The sequence below is a fragment of the Variovorax sp. Root434 genome (genome assembly GCF_001426595.1).
Lineage (GTDB): Bacteria > Pseudomonadota > Gammaproteobacteria > Burkholderiales > Burkholderiaceae_C > Variovorax.
The window spans coordinates 111,637-130,394 of the sequence record NZ_LMEK01000025.1 but is presented as its reverse complement, the minus strand read 5'-3'; the positions used below and the strand labels follow the sequence as shown (position 1 = coordinate 130,394).

Annotated in this window: 13 protein-coding genes; 9 read left to right on the top strand and 4 right to left on the bottom strand. The window is 68.3% G+C overall.

What is annotated here, in order from left to right; all coding sequences use genetic code 11:
* Positions 1-30: 30 nt before the first annotated feature.
* From galE to ASD05_RS21535, 3 genes are read left to right on the top strand one after another with little or no spacing between them, the layout of a single operon-like run.
* Positions 31-1,140 (top strand): UDP-glucose 4-epimerase GalE, encoded by a 1,110-nt coding sequence (galE, locus tag ASD05_RS21545; protein WP_056596934.1) that lies wholly within the window; start codon positions 31-33, stop codon positions 1,138-1,140.
* Positions 1,133-1,909: a LuxR C-terminal-related transcriptional regulator gene (locus tag ASD05_RS21540; protein ID WP_056596931.1), complete on the top strand. Its 777-nt coding sequence runs from the start codon at positions 1,133-1,135 to the stop codon at positions 1,907-1,909. Before galE ends, ASD05_RS21540 begins: the two co-directional genes overlap by 8 nt.
* Before the next feature lie 46 nt (positions 1,910-1,955).
* Entirely contained in the window at positions 1,956-3,437 is a 1,482-nt protein-coding gene (locus ASD05_RS21535; protein WP_056596929.1) for a mannose-1-phosphate guanylyltransferase/mannose-6-phosphate isomerase, read from the top strand.
* Between the two features lie 26 nt (positions 3,438-3,463).
* On the opposite strand, the gene ASD05_RS21530 is transcribed toward ASD05_RS21535, so the two are convergent.
* A complete protein-coding gene (locus ASD05_RS21530; RefSeq protein WP_056596921.1) occupies positions 3,464-4,066 on the bottom strand; it encodes a DJ-1/PfpI family protein in 603 nt (200 codons plus the stop codon).
* Positions 4,067-4,162: 96 nt separating this feature from the next.
* On the opposite strand from ASD05_RS21530, the gene ASD05_RS21525 reads away from it, so the two are divergent.
* From ASD05_RS21525 to ASD05_RS21500, 6 genes are all read left to right on the top strand, one after another.
* Complete coding sequence (locus tag ASD05_RS21525) at positions 4,163-5,497, top strand: PLP-dependent aminotransferase family protein (protein WP_056596917.1); 1,335 nt, start codon at positions 4,163-4,165, stop codon at positions 5,495-5,497.
* Positions 5,498-5,577: 80 nt separating this feature from the next.
* Positions 5,578-5,868 carry a DUF1330 domain-containing protein gene (locus tag ASD05_RS21520; RefSeq protein ID WP_056596913.1) on the top strand — a complete coding sequence of 97 codons (291 nt, stop codon included), beginning with the start codon at positions 5,578-5,580 and terminating at the stop codon, positions 5,866-5,868.
* Positions 5,869-5,942: 74 nt separating this feature from the next.
* On the top strand, positions 5,943-6,290 hold the full coding sequence (locus ASD05_RS21515) for a GFA family protein (RefSeq protein ID WP_056596911.1): 348 nt from the start codon (positions 5,943-5,945) through the stop codon (positions 6,288-6,290).
* Between the two features lie 155 nt (positions 6,291-6,445).
* Positions 6,446-7,126 (top strand): hypothetical protein, encoded by a 681-nt coding sequence (locus ASD05_RS21510; protein ID WP_056596908.1) that lies wholly within the window; start codon positions 6,446-6,448, stop codon positions 7,124-7,126.
* A gap of 411 nt (positions 7,127-7,537) precedes the next feature.
* The gene (locus ASD05_RS21505) at positions 7,538-8,809 is read left to right on the top strand and encodes an acyl-CoA thioester hydrolase/BAAT C-terminal domain-containing protein (protein WP_056596905.1); all 1,272 of its coding nucleotides are present in this window, start codon (positions 7,538-7,540) and stop codon (positions 8,807-8,809) included.
* A 962-nt stretch (positions 8,810-9,771) separates the two neighbouring features.
* Positions 9,772-10,386 carry a hypothetical protein gene (locus ASD05_RS21500; RefSeq protein ID WP_056596901.1) on the top strand — a complete coding sequence of 205 codons (615 nt, stop codon included), beginning with the start codon at positions 9,772-9,774 and terminating at the stop codon, positions 10,384-10,386.
* A 95-nt stretch (positions 10,387-10,481) separates the two neighbouring features.
* On the opposite strand, the gene ASD05_RS21495 is transcribed toward ASD05_RS21500, so the two are convergent.
* Genes ASD05_RS21495 through ASD05_RS21485 form a run of 3 tightly spaced genes read right to left on the bottom strand, consistent with a single transcriptional unit; the run spans position 10,482 to position 18,588 of the window.
* Complete coding sequence (locus ASD05_RS21495) at positions 10,482-16,112, bottom strand: alkaline phosphatase D family protein (protein ID WP_056596898.1); 5,631 nt, start codon at positions 16,110-16,112, stop codon at positions 10,482-10,484.
* 29 nt (positions 16,113-16,141) lie between these two features.
* Positions 16,142-17,926 carry a hybrid sensor histidine kinase/response regulator gene (locus ASD05_RS21490; protein ID WP_157610199.1) on the bottom strand — a complete coding sequence of 595 codons (1,785 nt, stop codon included), beginning with the start codon at positions 17,924-17,926 and terminating at the stop codon, positions 16,142-16,144.
* Positions 17,905-18,588 carry a response regulator gene (locus tag ASD05_RS21485; RefSeq protein WP_056596889.1) on the bottom strand — a complete coding sequence of 228 codons (684 nt, stop codon included), beginning with the start codon at positions 18,586-18,588 and terminating at the stop codon, positions 17,905-17,907. The genes ASD05_RS21490 and ASD05_RS21485 overlap by 22 nt, the downstream gene beginning before the upstream one ends.
* Between the last annotated feature and the right edge of the window lie 170 nt (positions 18,589-18,758).

The window sequence follows — 18,758 nt, the reverse complement described above, 5'->3', positions numbered from 1 at the left end:
CGAAACGCGCCGCACACCAGGACCACGACCATGCGCGCACCCAGAATTCTCGTGACCGGCGGCGCTGGATTCATCGGCAGCCACACCTGCGTGGCGCTGATCGCGGCGGGCTACCTGCCGGTGGTGCTCGACACGCTCGTCAACAGCGACGCGCGCTCGCTGCAGCGGGTGGCGTGCATCACGGGCGTCGAGCCCGTCCTCGTGTGCGGCGACGTGCGCGACGCGCTGGCGCTCGACCGGGTGTTCGCGGCGAATGACGTCTCGGCGGTCGTGCATCTCGCTGGCCTGAAGGCGGTCGGCGAATCGGTGGTCGACCCGGTGAGCTACTACGACGTCAACCTCGCCGGCACGCTGGCGCTGGTGCAGGCCATGGACCGGGCCGGCGTGCGCACGCTGGTGTTTTCCTCGTCGGCCACGGTGTACGGCGACTCGCAGCCCTCGCCGATCGCGGAGAGCGCGCCGTACGCTGCGGTGAACCCCTACGGCCGCACCAAGGCAATGGTGGAAAGCTTGCTGGCCGACCTCGCACGGGCCGATGCGCGCTGGGGCATCGCCTGCCTGCGCTACTTCAACCCCATCGGCGCACACGAAAGCGGACTGCTCGGCGAGCGGCCGCACGGGCCGCCCAACAACCTGATGCCCTACATCACTCAGGTCGCGGCCGGCCAGCGCGAATGCCTGGTGGTGCATGGCGCCGACTACGACACCATCGACGGCACCGGCGTGCGCGACTACGTGCACGTGATGGACGTAGCCGAGGGCCACGTGGCGGCGCTGCGCCACGCTGCCCGCCGGCCCGGCATTCTCATGGCCAACCTCGGCACCGGCCGCGGCGCATCGGTGCTGGAGGTGGTGTCGGCCTTCGAGCGCGCGAGCGGCCGCCGCATCGCGCTGCGCATCGGGCCGCGCAGACCGGGGGACGCACCCGCCTACTGGGCCGATGCGCGCGGTGCCTGGCAGGCCTTCGGCTGGCGCGCGCGCCGCGACCTCGACCAGATGTGCGCGGACAGCTGGCGCTGGCAAGCCGCGAATCCGCACGGTTTCGACGACCCGGCACCGGCCCATGCCTCGGGCCTGCCGCGCTTCCAGGACAACACCAGCACGAGCATCAACTCCAAACCGGGACACAGCCATGCCTGAAAACGCATCCTCATCTCCTGGCGAGCAGGCCGCCGGCCACTCGGGGTATCCACCGGGTGTCTGCGCGCCCGCCGCGCCGCTATGGCCCGGCTTCCTGAGGGGGCAGGAAAACGCGCCGGTGCGCGTGCTGCTCGTCGACGACGACGAGTTCATGCGCCGGGTCATCGCGCAGGAACTGCTGTCGGACCTGCGCATCCAGCTCGAAGGCCAGGCCGGCAGCCTGCGCGACGGCCGCCGGCTGCTGGTCACGCACGAGTTCGACGTGCTGATGGTCGACCTGCGCCTGGGCGACGGCAGCGGCTTCGAACTGATCCAGGAGGCCCGCGAGCTCCACCGCGCGGGAGAGGTCATCGTGATCTCCGCGATGGAGGACGAGGCGCACGTGCTGCATGCCTTCGAACTGGGCGCCACCGGCTACCTGCTGAAGGACGCCTGGCTGCAGAGCTTTTCCCAGGCCGTGCTGCAGGTGGTCAACGGTGGCGCGGCCATCACGCCGCGGCTGGCGCGGCGGCTGCTCTCGCGGCTGATCCATCGGCCCGGCAACATGCCGCCGTCGGTGGAGCCGCCCGCGCGCGAAGCGACGCTGACGGCCCGCGAGTGCGAGATCCTGCGCTGCGTGGCGCGCGGCCACGTCACCGACGAGATCGGTACCAAGCTCGGCATCTCGGGCCAGACCGTCAACGCGCACATCAAGAACATCTACAAGAAGCTGCACGTGCATTCGCGTGCGCAGGCCGTGAGCTACGCGGCGTACTCCGGGCTGATCTGAAGTTCCCCTTTCCCACTCCCTCAAGAAGAAACGCAGGCAGGCCATCATGAAAACTCCTCTCATCCATCCCGTGGTTCTGTGCGGCGGCAGCGGCACGCGGCTCTGGCCGCTGTCGCGCAAGGCGCTGCCCAAGCAGTTCGCGCCGCTGGTCGGCGGCAAGAGCCTGCTGCACCTCACGCTCGAACGACTGTCGGCGCTGAACCGCGACATCACCTGCATCACGTCGGAAGACCATCGCTTCCTGGTGAAGGAAACGATGGAGAACACCAATGCCACGGGCCGGCAGATCCTGGAGCCGGTGGCGCGCAACACCGCCGCGGCCATGGCCTCGGCCGCGCTGCTGGCCGATCCCGGCGATCTGCTGCTGTTCGCGCCGGCCGACCACCACATTCCCGACACCGCGCTGTTCGCCCGCACCGTGCGCACCGGCGTCAAGGCGGCACTGGCCGGCAAGATCGTCACCTTCGGCGTGGTGCCGAGTTTTCCGAGCACCGCCTATGGCTACATCGAGGCCGGCGAGCCCTCGGCCGACGGGCGCAGCCAGGCCGTGGCGCGCTTTGTGGAAAAGCCGACGGCGGCGGTGGCCGAAACACTGATCCTGCATGGCGGCTACAGCTGGAACGCGGGCATCTTCCTCGTGCAGGCGCGCACGCTGATCGCGGCACTGCGCGAGCACGCGCCCGACATCCTGCTGGCCTGCGAACAGGCTACCGCCGCGGTGGCCGCCGACGGCAGCTTCCTGCGGCTGGAGCCCGTCGCCTTCGAGGGCTGCCGCGCCGACAGCATCGACTACGCGGTGCTCGAAAAGCACAAGAACATCGCGGTCGTGAAATTCGAAGGCGCCTGGAGCGACGTCGGCAGCTGGAACGCGGTTGCCAGCCTGCATCCGGCGGACGATGCGGGCAACCGCCTGAGCGGCAAGGCCAGCGCGCTGAATTCGCGCAACACCTTCATCCACGCGCCGCACCGGCCGGTGGTGGCGCTGGGCACCGAAGACCTGATCATCGTGGACACCCCCGACGCCGTGCTGGTGGCCGGCGCGGGCTGCGCCGAGCAGGTGGCTGACGTCGTGCGCAAGCTCGTGCGGGAAGGCTGCGCCGAGGCCACCCAGCACCGCCGCGTGGTGCGGCCCTGGGGCGCGTACGACAGCATCGACCTGGGCGAGCGCTTCCAGGTCAAGCGCCTGACCGTCAAGCCCGGCGGCAAGCTGTCGCTGCAAATGCACCACCACCGCGCCGAGCACTGGATCGTCGTGCAGGGCACGGCGCGGGCCACCTGCAACGGCGAAGTCACGCTGGTGCACGAGAACGAATCGATCTACCTGCCCCTGGGCGCGATCCACCGGCTGGAGAACCCGGGCAAGACCGTGCTCGAAGTGATCGAGGTGCAGACCGGCGGCTACCTGGGCGAGGACGACATCGTGCGCTTCGACGACACCTACGGCCGCTGCGGGCCGGCCAGGATACTGGCGGACGCGTCGGCCGGATCGGGCGCGACCGCGGTGCTGCAGGCGCCCGTGGACCACTGAGGTCCACGTTCAGCCGAGCCCGGGTGTCATAGCGGCAGGTACGGCGCGATGTTCTTCAGCGCATTGGCAACGTAGGCGTCCTTCTCGCCCACGGGTGCGACGTAGTGGAGCGCCGCGGTGGCGGCTTCGAGCCCCTCGGTGCGGGCGATGATCCAGCCGGCCAGGTAGGGAGAAGCAAGGCAGCCGCCCGCGGTGGCGACATTGCCGCGCGCATAAAAGGGCTGGTTCAGCACCTCCACGCCCGCCTCCTGCACCCAGGGCTTGGTGGTCAGGTCGGTGCATGCCGGCACGCTGCCCACGAGGCCCAGCTTTGCCAGGATCAACGTGCCCGAGCACTGGGCCGCGATCAGCTGGCGCGCCGGATCGAGTGCGAGGCGCCCCATCAACTCGGGACTGGCGACGACATCGCGCGTCCGGATGCCGCTGCCGACGACAACGGCATCCGCATGGCGCGCGTCTTCGAGCAGGGACTGCGCACGAACGGTCACGCCGTTCATCGACGTGACTTCAGCCGTCGGGCAGCACAGGCTCACGCGCCAGTCCGGCTTCTTGATCCGGTTGAGGACGCCCAGCGCGATGAGCGAATCAAGTTCATTGAAACCGTCGAAGGTGAGGATCGCGATGTGCATGGTGTTCGTGGTGCTCGTGCGTTGAGAAGAAGGGGCTCATCCATCGTAGGAGAGACGATCAATACAATCAAAAAATTGTCATGGATACATCCCGCGATGGCCGAAGCCCGCTACAAGCAACTGGTCGATCAACTCGCCGCCGAGATCCGCGCGGGGCGCCTGCAGCCCGGCACCCGCCTGCCCACGCACCGGCGGCTGGCCGAACGCCACGGGCTGGCGCTGGTCACTGCATCGCGCGTCTATGCGGAGCTCGAGGCCATGGGGCTGGTCAGCGGCGAGGTCGGTCGCGGCACTTTCGTGCGCGAGACCGTGCGGCCTCGCGGACTGGGCATCGACCAGCAGGCCGTGGCCGCGGGCCTGGTGGACCTGAACTTCAACTACCCCTCGCTGCCCGGACAGGCCGAACTGCTGCGCGGCGCATTGCGCCAGCTTGCCGCCGGCGGCGAACTGGAAGCGATGCTGCGCTATGCGCCCCATGGCGGCCGGATGCACGAACGCGCCTGCATTGCGCGGCACCTCGAGTCGCGCGGGCTGGCGGCCGAACCGTCGAGCGTGCTGATCGTCGACGGCGCGCAGCACGGGTTGGCAGTGACGGTCATGGCGCTGCTGCAGCCGGGCGACGTGGTCGCGGTCGATGCCCTCACCTACCCGGGCTTCAAGGTGCTCGCCGAGGCGCAGCGGCTGGAGCTGGCACCCATTCCTGCATCCGGCCAGGGACCCGACCTCGATGCACTGGAGCGCCTGTGCATGCAGCGCCGCGTGCGCGCCGTCTACACCATGCCGACCTTGCACAACCCGCTCGGCTGGGTGATGAGCGCGAGCCGGCGCCGCCGCCTGGCAGCCATCGCGCGGCGGCACGGCCTGCTCGTCATCGAAGACGCGGCCTACGCCTTTCTGGCCGACGACCCGCCTCCCCCGCTGGCAACCCTGGCACCGGAGACGACCGTGTACGTCTCGGGCTTGTCCAAGAGCGTGGCGACCGGGCTGCGCGTGGGCTTCGTCGTGGCCCCGGAAGCCTGGGTGCCGAAGATCGAACGGTCGATCCGGGCCACGACCTGGTGCAACCCCGGCGTGACTACCGCAATCGCCTGCGCGTGGCTGGAGGACGGCACCGTCGGCCGGCTCGAATCCGAGAAACGGCACGACGCCGCGACGAGGCAAGCCATTGCCGGCGACGCACTCGCCGGGCTGCGCTGCGTGCGCCACCCGGCGTCGTACTTCGTCTGGCTGCCCTTGCCGGAAGAAACGCGCGCCGACCGCATCTCGGCGGCGCTGATGCGCGATGGCGTGTCGGTGTCGACGGCCGAGCCTTTTTCCGCCTCGCAGCACGTGCCGCATGCACTGCGGCTGGCGCTCGGCTCCGTCGGGTTGGACAGCCTGCGCAGTGCATTGCAGACAGTGCGCCGGGTGGTTGCGGAACAGTCCTTCTGAGAGTGCCTGCATGCCGGCGAGCGGCGGCGAGGAGCCATCGCAAGCTATATTGCCAGCTCCCCAACCTGAGAGAAATCACCATGGCAAAAGCCTACTGGGTCAGTGCATACCGTGCCATCAAGGACGCCGACAAACTTGCGGCCTACGCAAAACTGGCCGGCCCGGCAATCACCGCCGGCGGCGGACGCTTTCTAGCGCGGGGGCTGCCGGCCCAGGTCTACGAATTCGGACTGGCCCAGCGCACCGTGTTGGTCGAATTCGACAGCATCGACCATGCAAGATCCGTTCACGACAGCCCCGACTACCAAGCCGCGCTGGCTGCACTGGGCGACGGTGCCGAACGGGATCTGCGGATCATCGAAGGGGTGTGAGCAATCGCCGGTGAGGCGAGCACGGAATGCGCGACCGATCATTGTCCACGCGCAACTTTTCTTATGGAGGACCGATGAACTACCAAGGCAGCTGTCACTGTGGTCGGATCGCTTTCGAAGTCGAGGGCGACATCCAGGGGGCAATGGCATGCAACTGCTCGATGTGCCAGCGCAAGGGGTCGTTGTTGTGGTTCGTGCCGCACGAGCGGCTCAGGCTGAAGACGCCACCCGAGGACATGAGCAACTACATGTTCAACAAGCACGTGATCTCGCATCGCTTCTGCCCGGTCTGCGGCATCCATCCCTTCGGCGAAGGCACCGATCCCAAGGGCAACAAGATTGCGGCCATCAACATTCGCTGCCTCGAGGGCATCGACCTCGAGGCGGTGCCGGTACAGCATTTCGACGGGCGTTCGAAGTAAACCCGGCGCAACGCGGTCCGGCCGCGCGATGACTGGGGCAAGCAGCAGCCCCGCAATGATGTTGAGTTGCGGTCGCCGCATGGGTAGCGGGCTTGGGTTGCCGCTGACACGATGGTGCGGTAGCCTCCCCGCTCCAATACAGCCAGGAGACTCCGATGCCAAGTCGCTTCATTCTTTCCGCTGGCGCCGCCGTCGCAGCCGCATCTCTGATCATCGGTTGCGGTGCCATGGGGTCGTCGGGCGGCAACGCCATGAGCTTCTTCATCACCAGCGCCAACCCTGGCAAGGGCGGCGACCTCGGAGGCCTGGCCGGAGCCGATCGCTTCTGCCAGTCGCTGGCCACGAGCGCCGGGGCGGGCAGCAAAACTTGGCATGCCTATTTGAGCACCGCTGCCGCGAACGGGCAGCCGGCTGTCAATGCGCGCGACCGGATCGGCACCGGTCCGTGGACCAATGCCAAGGGAGTCGTCGTCGCCACCAGCGTGGCTGACCTGCACAGCGCCAACGCCAAGGTGGGCAAGGACACCTCGCTGACCGAGAAGGGCGAAGTTGTCTCTGGCTTCGGCGACCCGGTCAACCGCCACGACATCCTCACTGGCTCGCGCCCTGACGGCACCCTGGCCGTGCCCGATCCCGGCAAGGACACCACTTGCGGCAATTGGACCAAAAGCGACGGCGGCTCCGCCATCGTGGGTCATCACGACCACAAGGGCACCAATCCCGATCCAGTGGCCAATGCCTCGTGGAACTCCTCGCACGGTACGCGCGGCTGCAGCGTCGACCAACTCAAAATGAGCGGCAGTGATGGGCTGATGTACTGCTTTGCGACGAACTGACTTTGGCGGATAGGCGGGCCTCGGCCCGCGTGGTCTCGTCCACAGTGGCCCTGCCCATCTCGAGCGGGAAGAAGAAATGCAGAACCCAAAGACCGAATCGACGCGGGCAAAGCTCTTGAAGAGGCTAAAGCTTGGTTGCTGCGTTCCTCGGCGAGGGCAAACCAAAAGTCGGCCAAAACCGCGTATTGACAAGATCCCTCCGAAAAGATGGCCAAGTTCTATCCGGGCGCAAAGCTAGATGCAGTCCTCCACTTCATTGAGGGCGCGGTTGGGCTAGGTCTCATCTCCGGGGCCGCCCTAGCTGCCCTCGTTGGGCAACTGATCTTGGGAGGAATACTTGCCATGTTGGCAATCGGAATACTCTTACGTTTCAAGCGTGGCCGAGCGCGCAAGGGCACTCCTTCTTAGCCTATGAAGTTCGACACGTTGCCCCAAACCTGTCTCGTCGATGAGACCGTTGCAATTCGCGTTCTGGATCTTCAGCCGGGGGTGGTAGTCACCTTGAAGCTCTGGAGCAGCTTTAATGATGTCGTTCTGCTGTCGAGCGCCACCTTCAAGGCTGACGCCAACGGCGTTGTAGACCTCAGCACTCATTCTCCGACTTCAGGGTCATACGAAGGTATAGACGCCATGGGGCTGTTTTGGTCTCGGGCGCCAGTTTATGGAGCCCTTGCCAAGGGCTTCGAGGGCATGAGCAGGGACCCTCTGACCGCGACACTGGTTGCGGAGATGGAGAGCGGTGCATCGCCTATCTCACATCCAATTCGGCGCGTCTACATTGGTCCAGGCGTCGTGTCGCGAGAAGTGCGAGAGCGCAAGCTTTTCGGCAAGATGTTTGAGCCCGCCCAAACCGGACCGCACGAGGCTGTGCTTGTGGTTGGCGGTTCCAACGGAGGGCTGGCCTGGTCTCAGGAGATGGCGGCACTGTTGGCGTCCCACGGATATGTGGCGCTTGCCTTGGCGTATTTCGCCGCAGAAGGCTTGCCGACAACGCTCGACCGCATCCCGCTCGAGTACTTCGGCACGGCACTGGATTGGCTGTCGGATCAAACTAGCGTCGCCGCGAACCGCATCGGCGTCGTAGGTGTTTCGCGAGGCGGAGAACTTGCGTTGCTTCTAGGTGCGACCTATCCGGAAATTCGGACGGTGGTCGCCTATGTGCCCAGCGGCATCCTGTGGCCGTCGTACCCCGAAAGCGGCTACGGCGCGTGGACGCAGAACGGCCAAGAGATTCCCTATGCCCGAACACTTACCTATGAGCAATGGGACAAGGCGCTGGCCGCCGGCGACGCAAGAAAGGACAGCTTCGACTGGTATTCCATTCCGTTAAGAGATGCTGCATACGCGAATGGAGCTTCCATCCGCGTTGAAAACATCAACGGGCCCGTGCTTATGATTACAGGAATCGACGACAAGCTTTGGCCGTCGACCGAATTGACGGAGTTCGCCGTGCGGCGATTCAAGCAACAAGGCTTTCGCCATCGCGTGGAGCACTTGGCGTACGCGAATGCGGGACACAGCATTGCCTGGCCGAACGGTCCGACAACAATGCTTAAATCGAAGCATCCCGTGTCCGGCGAAGCAATGGACATGGGTGGGACGCCTGAAGGGACCGCGCGCGCACGACAGGACTCATGGCCCAGAATGCTCGCGTTCTTGCGCAGCGCCCTGGGTGACGACTAAGACTACAGGCTGCCAGGAACAGACATTCGCTCCCCAGGCAAGCTCGCTACACGCATCGGTTGCGTGGCCGTCCAGTTGAATGATGCCCCTCTCCTCGTGACAAACTCAATTCCGTTTTACGCCAAGAACTACGATGTATTTGTACTGCTTGGTGCGCCGGGCTTGTTACCTTGGCAATGGCAGGTATGGGTGAAGATCGAGCCGTTGCTAGCGTCATTTGCCTCCTCAGACCGTGGAAAGCCGACAGTCCGTTCAAGCCAGGCCTCGGGTTTGGGGAAAGAACATCGATCGCTCGCCTTCGGAAAGCTGGGATGGGATTTGAAGTCACATGCACGTTGGACGCACGGTTCGCCCTCCAACGCCCTCGAGTCGAATCCTTGGAGATTCCTTGGGACGGAAGCATGGGCACCATCATGGACGGTGTGCGAGAAAGAACATGAGGCGCCCGACTTCTACTTGCATCTACTTCGGGCGCCTGACGTCCGACAAAGAGGCGTACCTCAGTTCGGTTCCATATTGGTGGTCGCATTAGCAGCTTCTGCCTCTGAAACGCGCCAGCGAGAGCTTCTCTCTGCAATGGGCGCCATCGCAACGCTGCTCGAGAGCCCTCTTGCGGTTTGCAAGCGCCGAGCTTGGGGTATCGCGTCAGGCGCTGCGGGTGGCTTTCGGGATGCCGTGCAGGATTTCGGCGTTGGCCGCGGATTGTTTAGAGAAGAAGACCCTCACGCGCAGCCGATTTGCCTCGAAAGCTTTTCTGAGGCGTGGAGCCCGCTTCAAGCTTGAACAACGATGCAGGCTCAGGCGACCTGAGCGCCGATTCGGCGTAGGCGCTTATGCTGGGCGGCTGCAGAGAAATCTGCACTTCCGGTTCAGCCCCTTTTCGCCGCCAGCCTGCATGGCTACAGTTGACCACCAGCGGGCCTGCACGGTCATCGCACAATTCATCTCGCTTTTATCCAGCAATGAACCTGCCGACTTTTGACCACGACGCCACGCGCGCACTGATCAAAGAGAAAGCCGATGCGCCTTTCTCGGCATTCGATATTGGCGACCGCGCGCATCGCCGGCAGGACCGACAGCTTCACGCCGAGGCCGCCTTGCTTTTCTGTCTTGCAGCCGAACGGGCGAATGCCGAACATCGTGCGAATCAGTCCAAGCCCAACCAGGCAATGAACTACCTCGTACGCGCGGGCATCGCATTCAATCGTGCAGCGGAGATCGAGACGGCAGAATTGCTACTGCGCCAGGCCATCGCCTTCGATTGGGCCGGGCAAGGGCTTCCAAACGACAAGCATATGGTGGAGTGGGCTTTCTTCCAGTTGCTGTTGAACGCCCGGCACGATACGGGCCGCTTTGCGCGGCTGTTCGATGAAGCCGTGTCACGGTGTGCGGAAGTCGACAGGGACTACACGGTGATCCATCCGCACCAGGAGGAGCTGCTGGAGATCGCGGTTGGAATGGGGCACCGCCTTATCGTCGAGCGGCTTGCCGGGAAGATAGCGGATCGACGCCCAGCCAAGAAGACGACCAAGGAATTGTTGGCGCGGGCCAAGGAATTCCTCGCAGGTCCCACCTGATCGCTGTGCAAACGGATCTGCTCATGTCGATGGTTCGTGCGTGAAGTTGTCACGAACGATCGCTTCGCAGCAAAGCGTCTGTCTGCTGTCGCGGATCACAAGCGCTCCCCGCGTGCGAAGCGCGCCGGCCCCGTCACCGTCCAGCCACCGCCGGTCGGATCGAGGTCGCGAAGGCACTGCGTGAGCCCGTCGTCCAGGTCGAGGGTGACGCCGATCCGCCAATGGCCGGTGGCGCCGCGCTCCACCTGCAGCACGGCGAAGCCGTTGCCGGTGCCCACGGCCGCCGTGACCATGGTGGCGCCGAAGGCACCCGGCACGGCGCCGAGCTCGACCTGGCCGTCGAGCCAGAACACGTCGGGCCGCGCATTGACGAAGGTCCAGGGCGCATACAGGCCCGAGGACACGACCGAGATCACCTCCACCGGCCCGCCCGGCGCCTGCAGCCAGAGGCTCGACACGCTCGACATGTGGCGGTCGCCCGACAGCACCACCACGTGGCGCGCGGTGGTGTTGCGCAGCAGTTCGAGCAGCGCGCGCTGCGAGGCCGGGTAGCCGCTCCAGTCGTCCATCCCCAGGCGTTGCGCCGGGTCGCCGAAGACCGCCGCGCGCGGCATCGGGAACAGCGCCACCGGCGACACGATGAACTTGGGCAGCCCGGCGGGCGCGGCCTCGAGCCACTTCTTCAGGTCGCCCATGCCGGCCTCGGCACGGATCGCCGCCTGGTCCAGCGGCGTGGCTTGCGCGTCCGTGCGCAGCGCCCGCCGCTGCCGCGTGCTGCGCGTGTCGAGCATGTAGAACGGAAAACCGGCCGGCGCCATGCGGTAGTCGAAGGGACGCGGGTCGCGGTGCAGGCCGATACCCCGCACCAGCTTGTGCTGCTGCGCGACGTAGCCGTCGAGCGCGGCGCGCACGGCCGGCGTTCCGTAGGGGCCGGGGCCCGGCTCCCAGTCGTCCATCACCTCGTGGTCGTCGAGCAGCGGACAGGTCGGCAGCGAGGCCATCACCTGGCGCAGCGCTTCCAGCCTGAAGGTGAGCGCATAGGCCTGGCCGACGTCGTCGCCGCCGGCCGGCACGAAGAGCCCCGCGGTCTGGTCGACATACACCTGGTCGCCGGCCAGCACCAGCAGTTGCGGTTTGTGCGGCGGCGCGAGCACCTCGAGCCGCTGCGCGAGCCGCCGGTACGACGCCTGTGCGGGCACCCGGTCGACCAGGCCCGGCACGTACTGGCAACTGGCGAGCACGAAGCACAGCGAGGCCTGCGCGGGCTCGCCCTCGCTCTGGACGGCGCCGGTCCATGCGGGGTCGAGGCGTACCATGGCGCGCTCGCGCTGCGCGTCGGTGGCCGCGTCCAGTGTCTTCATCACCTGCTCGCGGATGGGCTCGATCGGTTCGTCCTGCGGCTGCGCGAACAGCCCGGGCGCCAGCCTCCGGCCCAGCACCTCGAGGGGGCCGCGCGCCATGGGCAGGTCGTCGTGCGCCGTCAGCACCGCGAAGCCCTGGTAGTCGGCAAGTCGGTCGTCGAACAGGTCGATCTCCACCGCCTCCTGCAGGAGCTTTTCGCGCGTGGTCTCCAGGCCCACCATCCATTCGAAGTCGAAGCACCAGCGCCCGTCGCGGCGCCACGCGGGCACGAAGACCACGGCGCGCGCCGACACATGCGCGGGCGGCGGGCGCAGCGCCAGCCGGCAATGCAGCCGGCCCGCGTTGTTCGCCACGCGGCTCGCATGGCCGAGCCACGGGCCTGTCCACGGCAGGCTGGCCCGCCAGTCGGGCGGCACCGGATTGCCGCGGCCGGGCTTGCTGTCGAAGGCCTCGAGGAAGCGCACGATGTGCGGGAACACGTCGATGCAGGCCTTCTCGCCGATCAGCGTGTCCTGGTGGCCGTAGTCGCCAAGCACCAGCAGCTGGTGCGGCGTGCCTTCGCCAAGGAACAGGTCGCCCCCGGAAGGCTTCGAAGCGTCCGACGATTCCGGCAGCTCAGGTGGCTCCCGCGGCAGGCCCTCATCCTTGCCGAACACGCGCTTCAGCAGCCAGAAGCTCTCGTACGAGCCTCGCCAGTCGAACACCGCGTTGCGCTGCCCGTGCAGCATGAACACCGGAAAGCCGAAGCGCTGGCCGACCTGCTCGAAGCCCACCGCGTGGCCCTGCCCGCCGGCATCGGTCAGCACTTCTTCGCGGGCGTAGTTGCCGACCTGGGCGAGGCCGCGCACCTTCACAAAGCCGTAGATCGAATCGAGCGCATCGAGCGTGTCCTTGCCGATGTTGTGCAGCCGCATGGTCTGGCCGAAGATGGCGTCGGCCCGGTGCCGCACGGCCGCGAAGCCCGGCGCCTCGCGCAGGCGCTCGGCCTCCCCGTCGTCGTCGGGATAGGGAAAGGTCGCCAGCAGGCCGTCGACGAGCAGGCGCTTCATGCGCGTCAGTGTGGGTCGCGTGTCGAACTCGTCGATGCCGATGAACTGCTGCAGGTAGCCCGCCACATAGCCGCGGAAGCGGTTGAAGGCCGTGGCGCGCAGCAGCGGCCCCACCTGCGACAGCACCACCGCGCCGATGGATGCATGCAGCCCCGGCAGGCGCAGCACCGCCACGCTGAACATGGCGGCGCCGATGCAATGCGCCACCACGTCGACCTGGATGGGCGCCGCTTCGTCGGGCGTCGCATACGCCGCCTGCACGGTGCGCAAGGCATCCGGAATGTCGGTCTCGGCCACCTTGTCGAACGACCAGTAGCGTCGCGGTCGATTCGGGAAGCCGATGCTGGTGCGCAGGTCGAGCACCCAGACCTCGCGCCCGGCCGCGAGCAGGCTGTGTACCAGGTTGCCGGGGATGCTCCTGTGCGCGAAGGTGGAGCCGCTTGCGCCGTAGCCGTGGATCAACATCACGGGCCGCGTGCCCGCGCGGCGCGCCGGCGGGCGGTAGCGCGACAGCAGCCGCGGCGGCTCGCTGCCCGGGCCGGCCGCGGTGACGAGTTCGATCGGCTCGGGCCGCACGCCGTACACCTCGCCCGGCAGGCGCTCCCAGTCCCGCTGCGGCGAGTCGGGCGGCGGCACGAAGCGCAGCAGGTGAACCTGCAGCACGATGCGCAGCACCCAGAGCGCCAGCTCGGCCAGGTCGGCCAGCTGGTTGGGCATGTCCTGCTGGTGCTCGACGCGCAGCAGGGGTTGCAGCGTCTCGACGAAGTAGGAAGGGTCCAGCACCAGTCGGCCCAGCGGCTTGGGCGCATCGGGGCCGAGCTGCTGCAGGTCGCCCTCGCTCAGCTGCCGCCACGGATTGCCGCCTTCGACGAACGCGATGCGCTTGGTGAGCCGCAGCCGGTCGCCCTCCTTCAGTGGTGCGCCGTGCGCGATGCGCGCCACCGTCCAGTCGTACTCGATGAGGCGCACCTGCCCCAGGTGCGAGCACAGCGCCAGCAGGTCGGCCATGGCGGGGCCCTCGAAGACAGCGTCGTCCTCATCGATCGCGCCGCCGGCCGATGCGGCGCGCACGTCCAGCAGGCTTTGCACCAGTGCCAGCAGCTTCTTGCGTGCCAGCGCGTGGCTGCGCAGGATGCGTTCGATGCTGTCGCTCTTCTCGCGCACCAGCATCGATGCGGTGCCGGTGCAATGCGCGACGGGCGCGTCGTCGCCCTTGCCGAAGCGCAGGAGCACCACCGGCTGGGACAGCACGCGCGGCGTCGCGCGCAAGGACGGCACGTCGAACGGCTCGAACTCGACTTCGGCGCTCAGCGCGAAGGCCTGGCCGTCGATGTGCACGCGACCCGTCATGCGCTCGCGCAGCGAGATGCGCGTCGGCGCAGGCGCGCGGGGATGGGTCAGGTCGCGGCGCAACGGGCGCTGCGACGGCGACGGCGGCGGCTGCGGCGAACCGGCCAGCACCAGGCCCCAGTCCGTGGCCAGCACGGGCACCGCGCGCTCGGCCAGCGCGGCGATGGTGAGCGAGGGGTTGATGCCGAGCGACACCGGCACGATCGAGCCGTCGAGCACCGCCAGGCCCGGCAGCAGCGACGGCGCAGTTAAAGCAGCAGCGCCGTCGTAGACACGGCCCCAGCTGTCGACCACGCCGCCCTCGCACCCGTCGGCCATGCGGCAACCGCCCAGCGGGTGCACGGTCAGCACCGAGCCCACGTCCTCCAGCTGGTCCACCAGCGCGGCGAGGCTGCCGAACGGCGGAATCGGTTTCCACAGCGGGTTGGGCAGCACGCGACCGCCGAGTCCGCCCGCGCCATCGTGGGCCGCATGCAATGCGCGCATCTGCGCCTCGAACACGGGCAGTGCGGCCACCTTCGGCCACGCCACACGCACCTGCGCATCGGCCAGCACGGCGCCCTCGCCGCCATGACCGACGAAGCTGACCTGGCCGGCCGCCCCGTCGTCGCCCATCATTCCGTAGACCGGCGTGCGGCGCAGCATGTCGTCGTCCACGGCCAGCGGATCGCGCCCTTCGTCCGGCGCGTGCAGGTCGAGGTCCATGTGCGCGAGCGCCTGCAGCGCGTCGGTGGTGGTCACCACTTCGGCCAGCAGGCGGCGCAGCGGCGCGGGAATGGCGAACTCCTCGATCACCAGCGGGCGCTCGCCCTGCTTCGCACAGGTGCGCAGCAGCCCGGTGATGGTCGGCCCGATGCCGCGCTGAGCCGGCGCATCGCCTTCGGGCGCGCTGGACAGCGCTTCGTCGTTCTGCGCCGCCGCCACCGCGATCATGTCGCCGTTGGCCGAGAAGCCACGGCCCACGGCCTGCGAGACGGGCAGGCCCGCGCCCCTGGAACGCAGCAGCAGCTCGGTGGAGCCCAGCGTGCCGGCGGCCACCACCACCCGTCGCGCGTGCACCACGTAGGGCCGGACGTTGTCGGTGCGTGCCTTGCGCCGGTCGGTGAAAAAGAACTCGACCGCATAGCCGCCCCCTCCCGGCAGGGCCGCGATGCGGTGCACGGTGCCGCCGGTGAACAGGCGCGCACCCCGTGCATGGGCCAGCGCCAGGTAGTTGGTGTCCAGCGATTTCTTGGCGCGGTGGTTGCAGCCGCTCACGCAGTCGCCGCAGCGCAGGCAGCGGTGCATCGCCACCTGGGCCGGCGTGCGCGTGCCGTCGGCGAAGGCGATGGCGACATGGGCCTTGCCGCTCGCCGCATGCAGCCGTGCACCGGCTTTCAGCAGGGAGTCGAGCTTCGACACGTTCTCGGGAATCTGCTCCGGCGCCAGCATGGCCTCGGCCTTGCCGTAACCCTGCGCCAGCGCGGCAAGGTCGAGGCCCGCGGGCCAGGCGCCGCCCTCGAAGGCATCGGACGTGGCGCGCTCCATCACCGCCGCATTGATGAGCGACCCACCGCCCAGCCCGTTGCCGAGCAGCGCATTCACTTCGCCGCCCAGGCGCAGGTCGAACAGCCCCGAGGCGTTGCCGCGCGCGGGCCTGCCGTCCTGCATGCTGAAGCGCACATGCCCCGGCAACTCGGCGAAGGTGGCCGGGAATTCGCCGGGCAGGTATTCGCTGCCGCGCTCCAGCACGTAGACCTTGATCGGCACGGCGCCCGGTGCGATGCCGGGCGCCGCGTCCAGCGACATCGCACCCGCCAGCCGTGCCGCCGCCACCGCGCCGCCGTAGCCGCTGCCGATGACCAGCACATCGCAGTGCAGCGCATCGGGCGGCGCCGCGGCGATCTCGCGCACCAGCACCTCGGCGCCCTGCGAGAGCAGGCGGTCGCCGGGATCACCCTCGTCGTCGCGGCCACCGTCGTTCATGTTCGGCTCCTCGCAGGATGGTCGCGGATTCAGGAATGCTCGATGGCTGCGGCCAACGCGCGGCCGAGCGTCTGGTCGTCGACAGGTTTGCGCAGCAGTGGCAGCGCCTGCTGCCGCGCCGCCTCGACCACCGCCGGGTCGGTGTCGGCCGTGACCATGACGATGGGCAGCGCGGGGTGTGCGGAGCGCTGCGCGCGCAAGCGCTCGGCGGCATCGAAGCCCGAGGCGCCGCCACCGAGCCGGCAGTCGAGCACCACCGCATCGGGCTCGTCGACCTGCGCCAGGGCCTCGTCGAGCGTGGCGGCGGACAGCACGCGGCAGCCCATCGCGCCCAGCGCGTTGAGGTAGGCGCCGCGCACCATCGGGTCGTCCTCCAGCACCAGCACGCAGCGCCCGGCCAGGCTCCACGGCGCGCCGGCGCCGTCACCCCCTGAGCCATCGGCGCCGACGGGCGCGGCACGCGGCAGCCGCAGGCGGAAGCAGGCGCCCGCGCCGAGGCGGGACTCGAGCTTGACCGGCACGCCCAGCAACTCGGCCATCCGCCGCACGATGCCCAGGCCCAGGCCATGCCCCGCGGCGGGCGTGGCGCCGGAGCCCGACGCCTGGAGTTGCACCAGGTCCTCGAACACGAGCCGGTGGTTCTCGGGGGCGATGCCGGGGCCGCTGTCCTGCACGGTCAGCTCGACCTCGGCATCCGATGCGTCCTGTGTACGGACCCGCACCTCGACCTGCCCGCCCGCGGGCGAGAACTTGATCGCGTTGTCCACGAGGTTGGCCAGCATGCGGCGCAGCAGGTCGGGGTCGGTGCGCACCGCCAGGCCGGGCGGGCAGTCGGTGTGCAGCGCCACCCGGCGCGCCGCCGCCGCGGCGCCGAAGCTGGCCATCACGGCGGTCAGCAGCCGGTCGATCTGCACGCGCTGCGGCTGGGCCACCACCACGCCGGCGTCGAGTTTCGAGACGTCGAGCAGCGCGTCGAGCATGGCGCGCAGCTGCTCCAGGCTGCTGTCGACCACCTCGACGATCGCGCGCGCATCGGGCGCCATCGCCACGTGCCGCAGCGCACCCACGTTGAGCGCCATCGCCTGCAGGGGCTGGCGCAGGTCGTGGCTGGCGCCGGCAAGGAAGCGGCTCTTGTCGTTGTTGGCGCGCACCGCCTGGTCGCGCGCGATGGCCAGTTGCGCGCGCTCGAACTCCAGCGAAGTGGCCAGCGCCTGGTTCTCGGCGCGGATGCCGAACGACTCCTCGAAGGTCTGCAGGTTGCGCCGGGCAAAGCGCGTCTGCACGCCGAAGAACATCAGCACCAGCGCCGCCACGCCCCCGCCGAGCCAGCCGCCGGCCACCAGCCACATGGCGGCCGTGGGCACGAAGAGCAGCCCCGCGTAGGCCAGGAAGGCGGGCATCACGGTCGCGCTGGTGGACACGGCGCCCGCGCCCCAGGACACCAGGATCATCGTGAGGACCGCGTCCAGCGTCGGGTCGAGCCGGGCCATGAACAGCGCCGCGGAGCCGTTGCAGGCGCCGATCAGCACGTTCCAGTGCACGGTGGCACGCAGCCGCGCGGCGATCGGGCGGGCGCGGTCGGCGGCCATGCGCGCGAGCGCGGCGGCGCGCCACTCGCGGCTGGCGATTACCGCCGCGAACCAGCCGAGCACCCAGAGTGTTGGAACGTCGCGCCAGACGATGGCCGCGACGACGACGGCGGTGAGCAGGATCTGCCAGCGCAACCCCACGGCCTGCTCGGCGACCACCTGCAGGCGCCGCTCGTCCAGATCGTCCAGCGCGGCCGGCATGCTCACGCAGCCTCGAGCGCCCATGCCGCCTGCGCGTCGAAGACGCGGCACATGGCATCGGTGCGGTTGCGCGCCCCGAGCGCCCGGTAGACCATCGACAGGTGCACCTTCACCGTGCCCTCTGCAATCAGCAGCTGGCGCGCGATCAGCTTGACCGGCATGCCCCGCATCGCCAGCGCCAGCACCTCGCGCTGGCGCGGCGACAGCTCGACGCGCAGGAAGCCCGCGAGGTCCTCACGCGGCAGCTCGTCGGGGTCGCGCGCGCGGGTCACGTCGTCGGCCAGCACGAACTCGGCCGGCAGGTAGATCTTGTGGCGCAGCACCACGCGCAGGGCGGCCTCCATGTCCTCGAGCCGGTACGACTTGGGAATGAAGCCGGCCGCGCCGGCCTCGATGACCTCGCGCACGCGCTGCGGCGAGCTTTCCGCCGACTGCATGCACACGGGCGTGGCCTCGAAATGCGCCTTCACGGCCTTGAGCGCCGCCAGCCCGGACAGCTGGGGCAGGTGGTAGTCGAGCAGCAGCAGGTCGATACCGGCGGGGTCGAGCTGGCAGGCCTGCTCGGCGTCCCGCACGGCTTCGAAATGGAAGGGACGGCCGGGTTCGATCTCGGCGGCCATGCGCTCCAGCAGGAGGCGCGTGCCGTTCCAGACGATCTCGTGGTCATCGACCAGCAGAACCTTCATACAGGCCTCTCGTCTACGGTGACCCTCCCCGTCCTGAATGCAGATTAGCGCAAAGCCCCCCAAGAAGCGAGCGTGCGCACCTACACCAAAGGCCTAGTCGGATGGCCACGCCGGGGACTAGGCGCTGCGTCCAATGGTTGCGGCGCGCGCCGCGCGGAAAACTGGCTGCA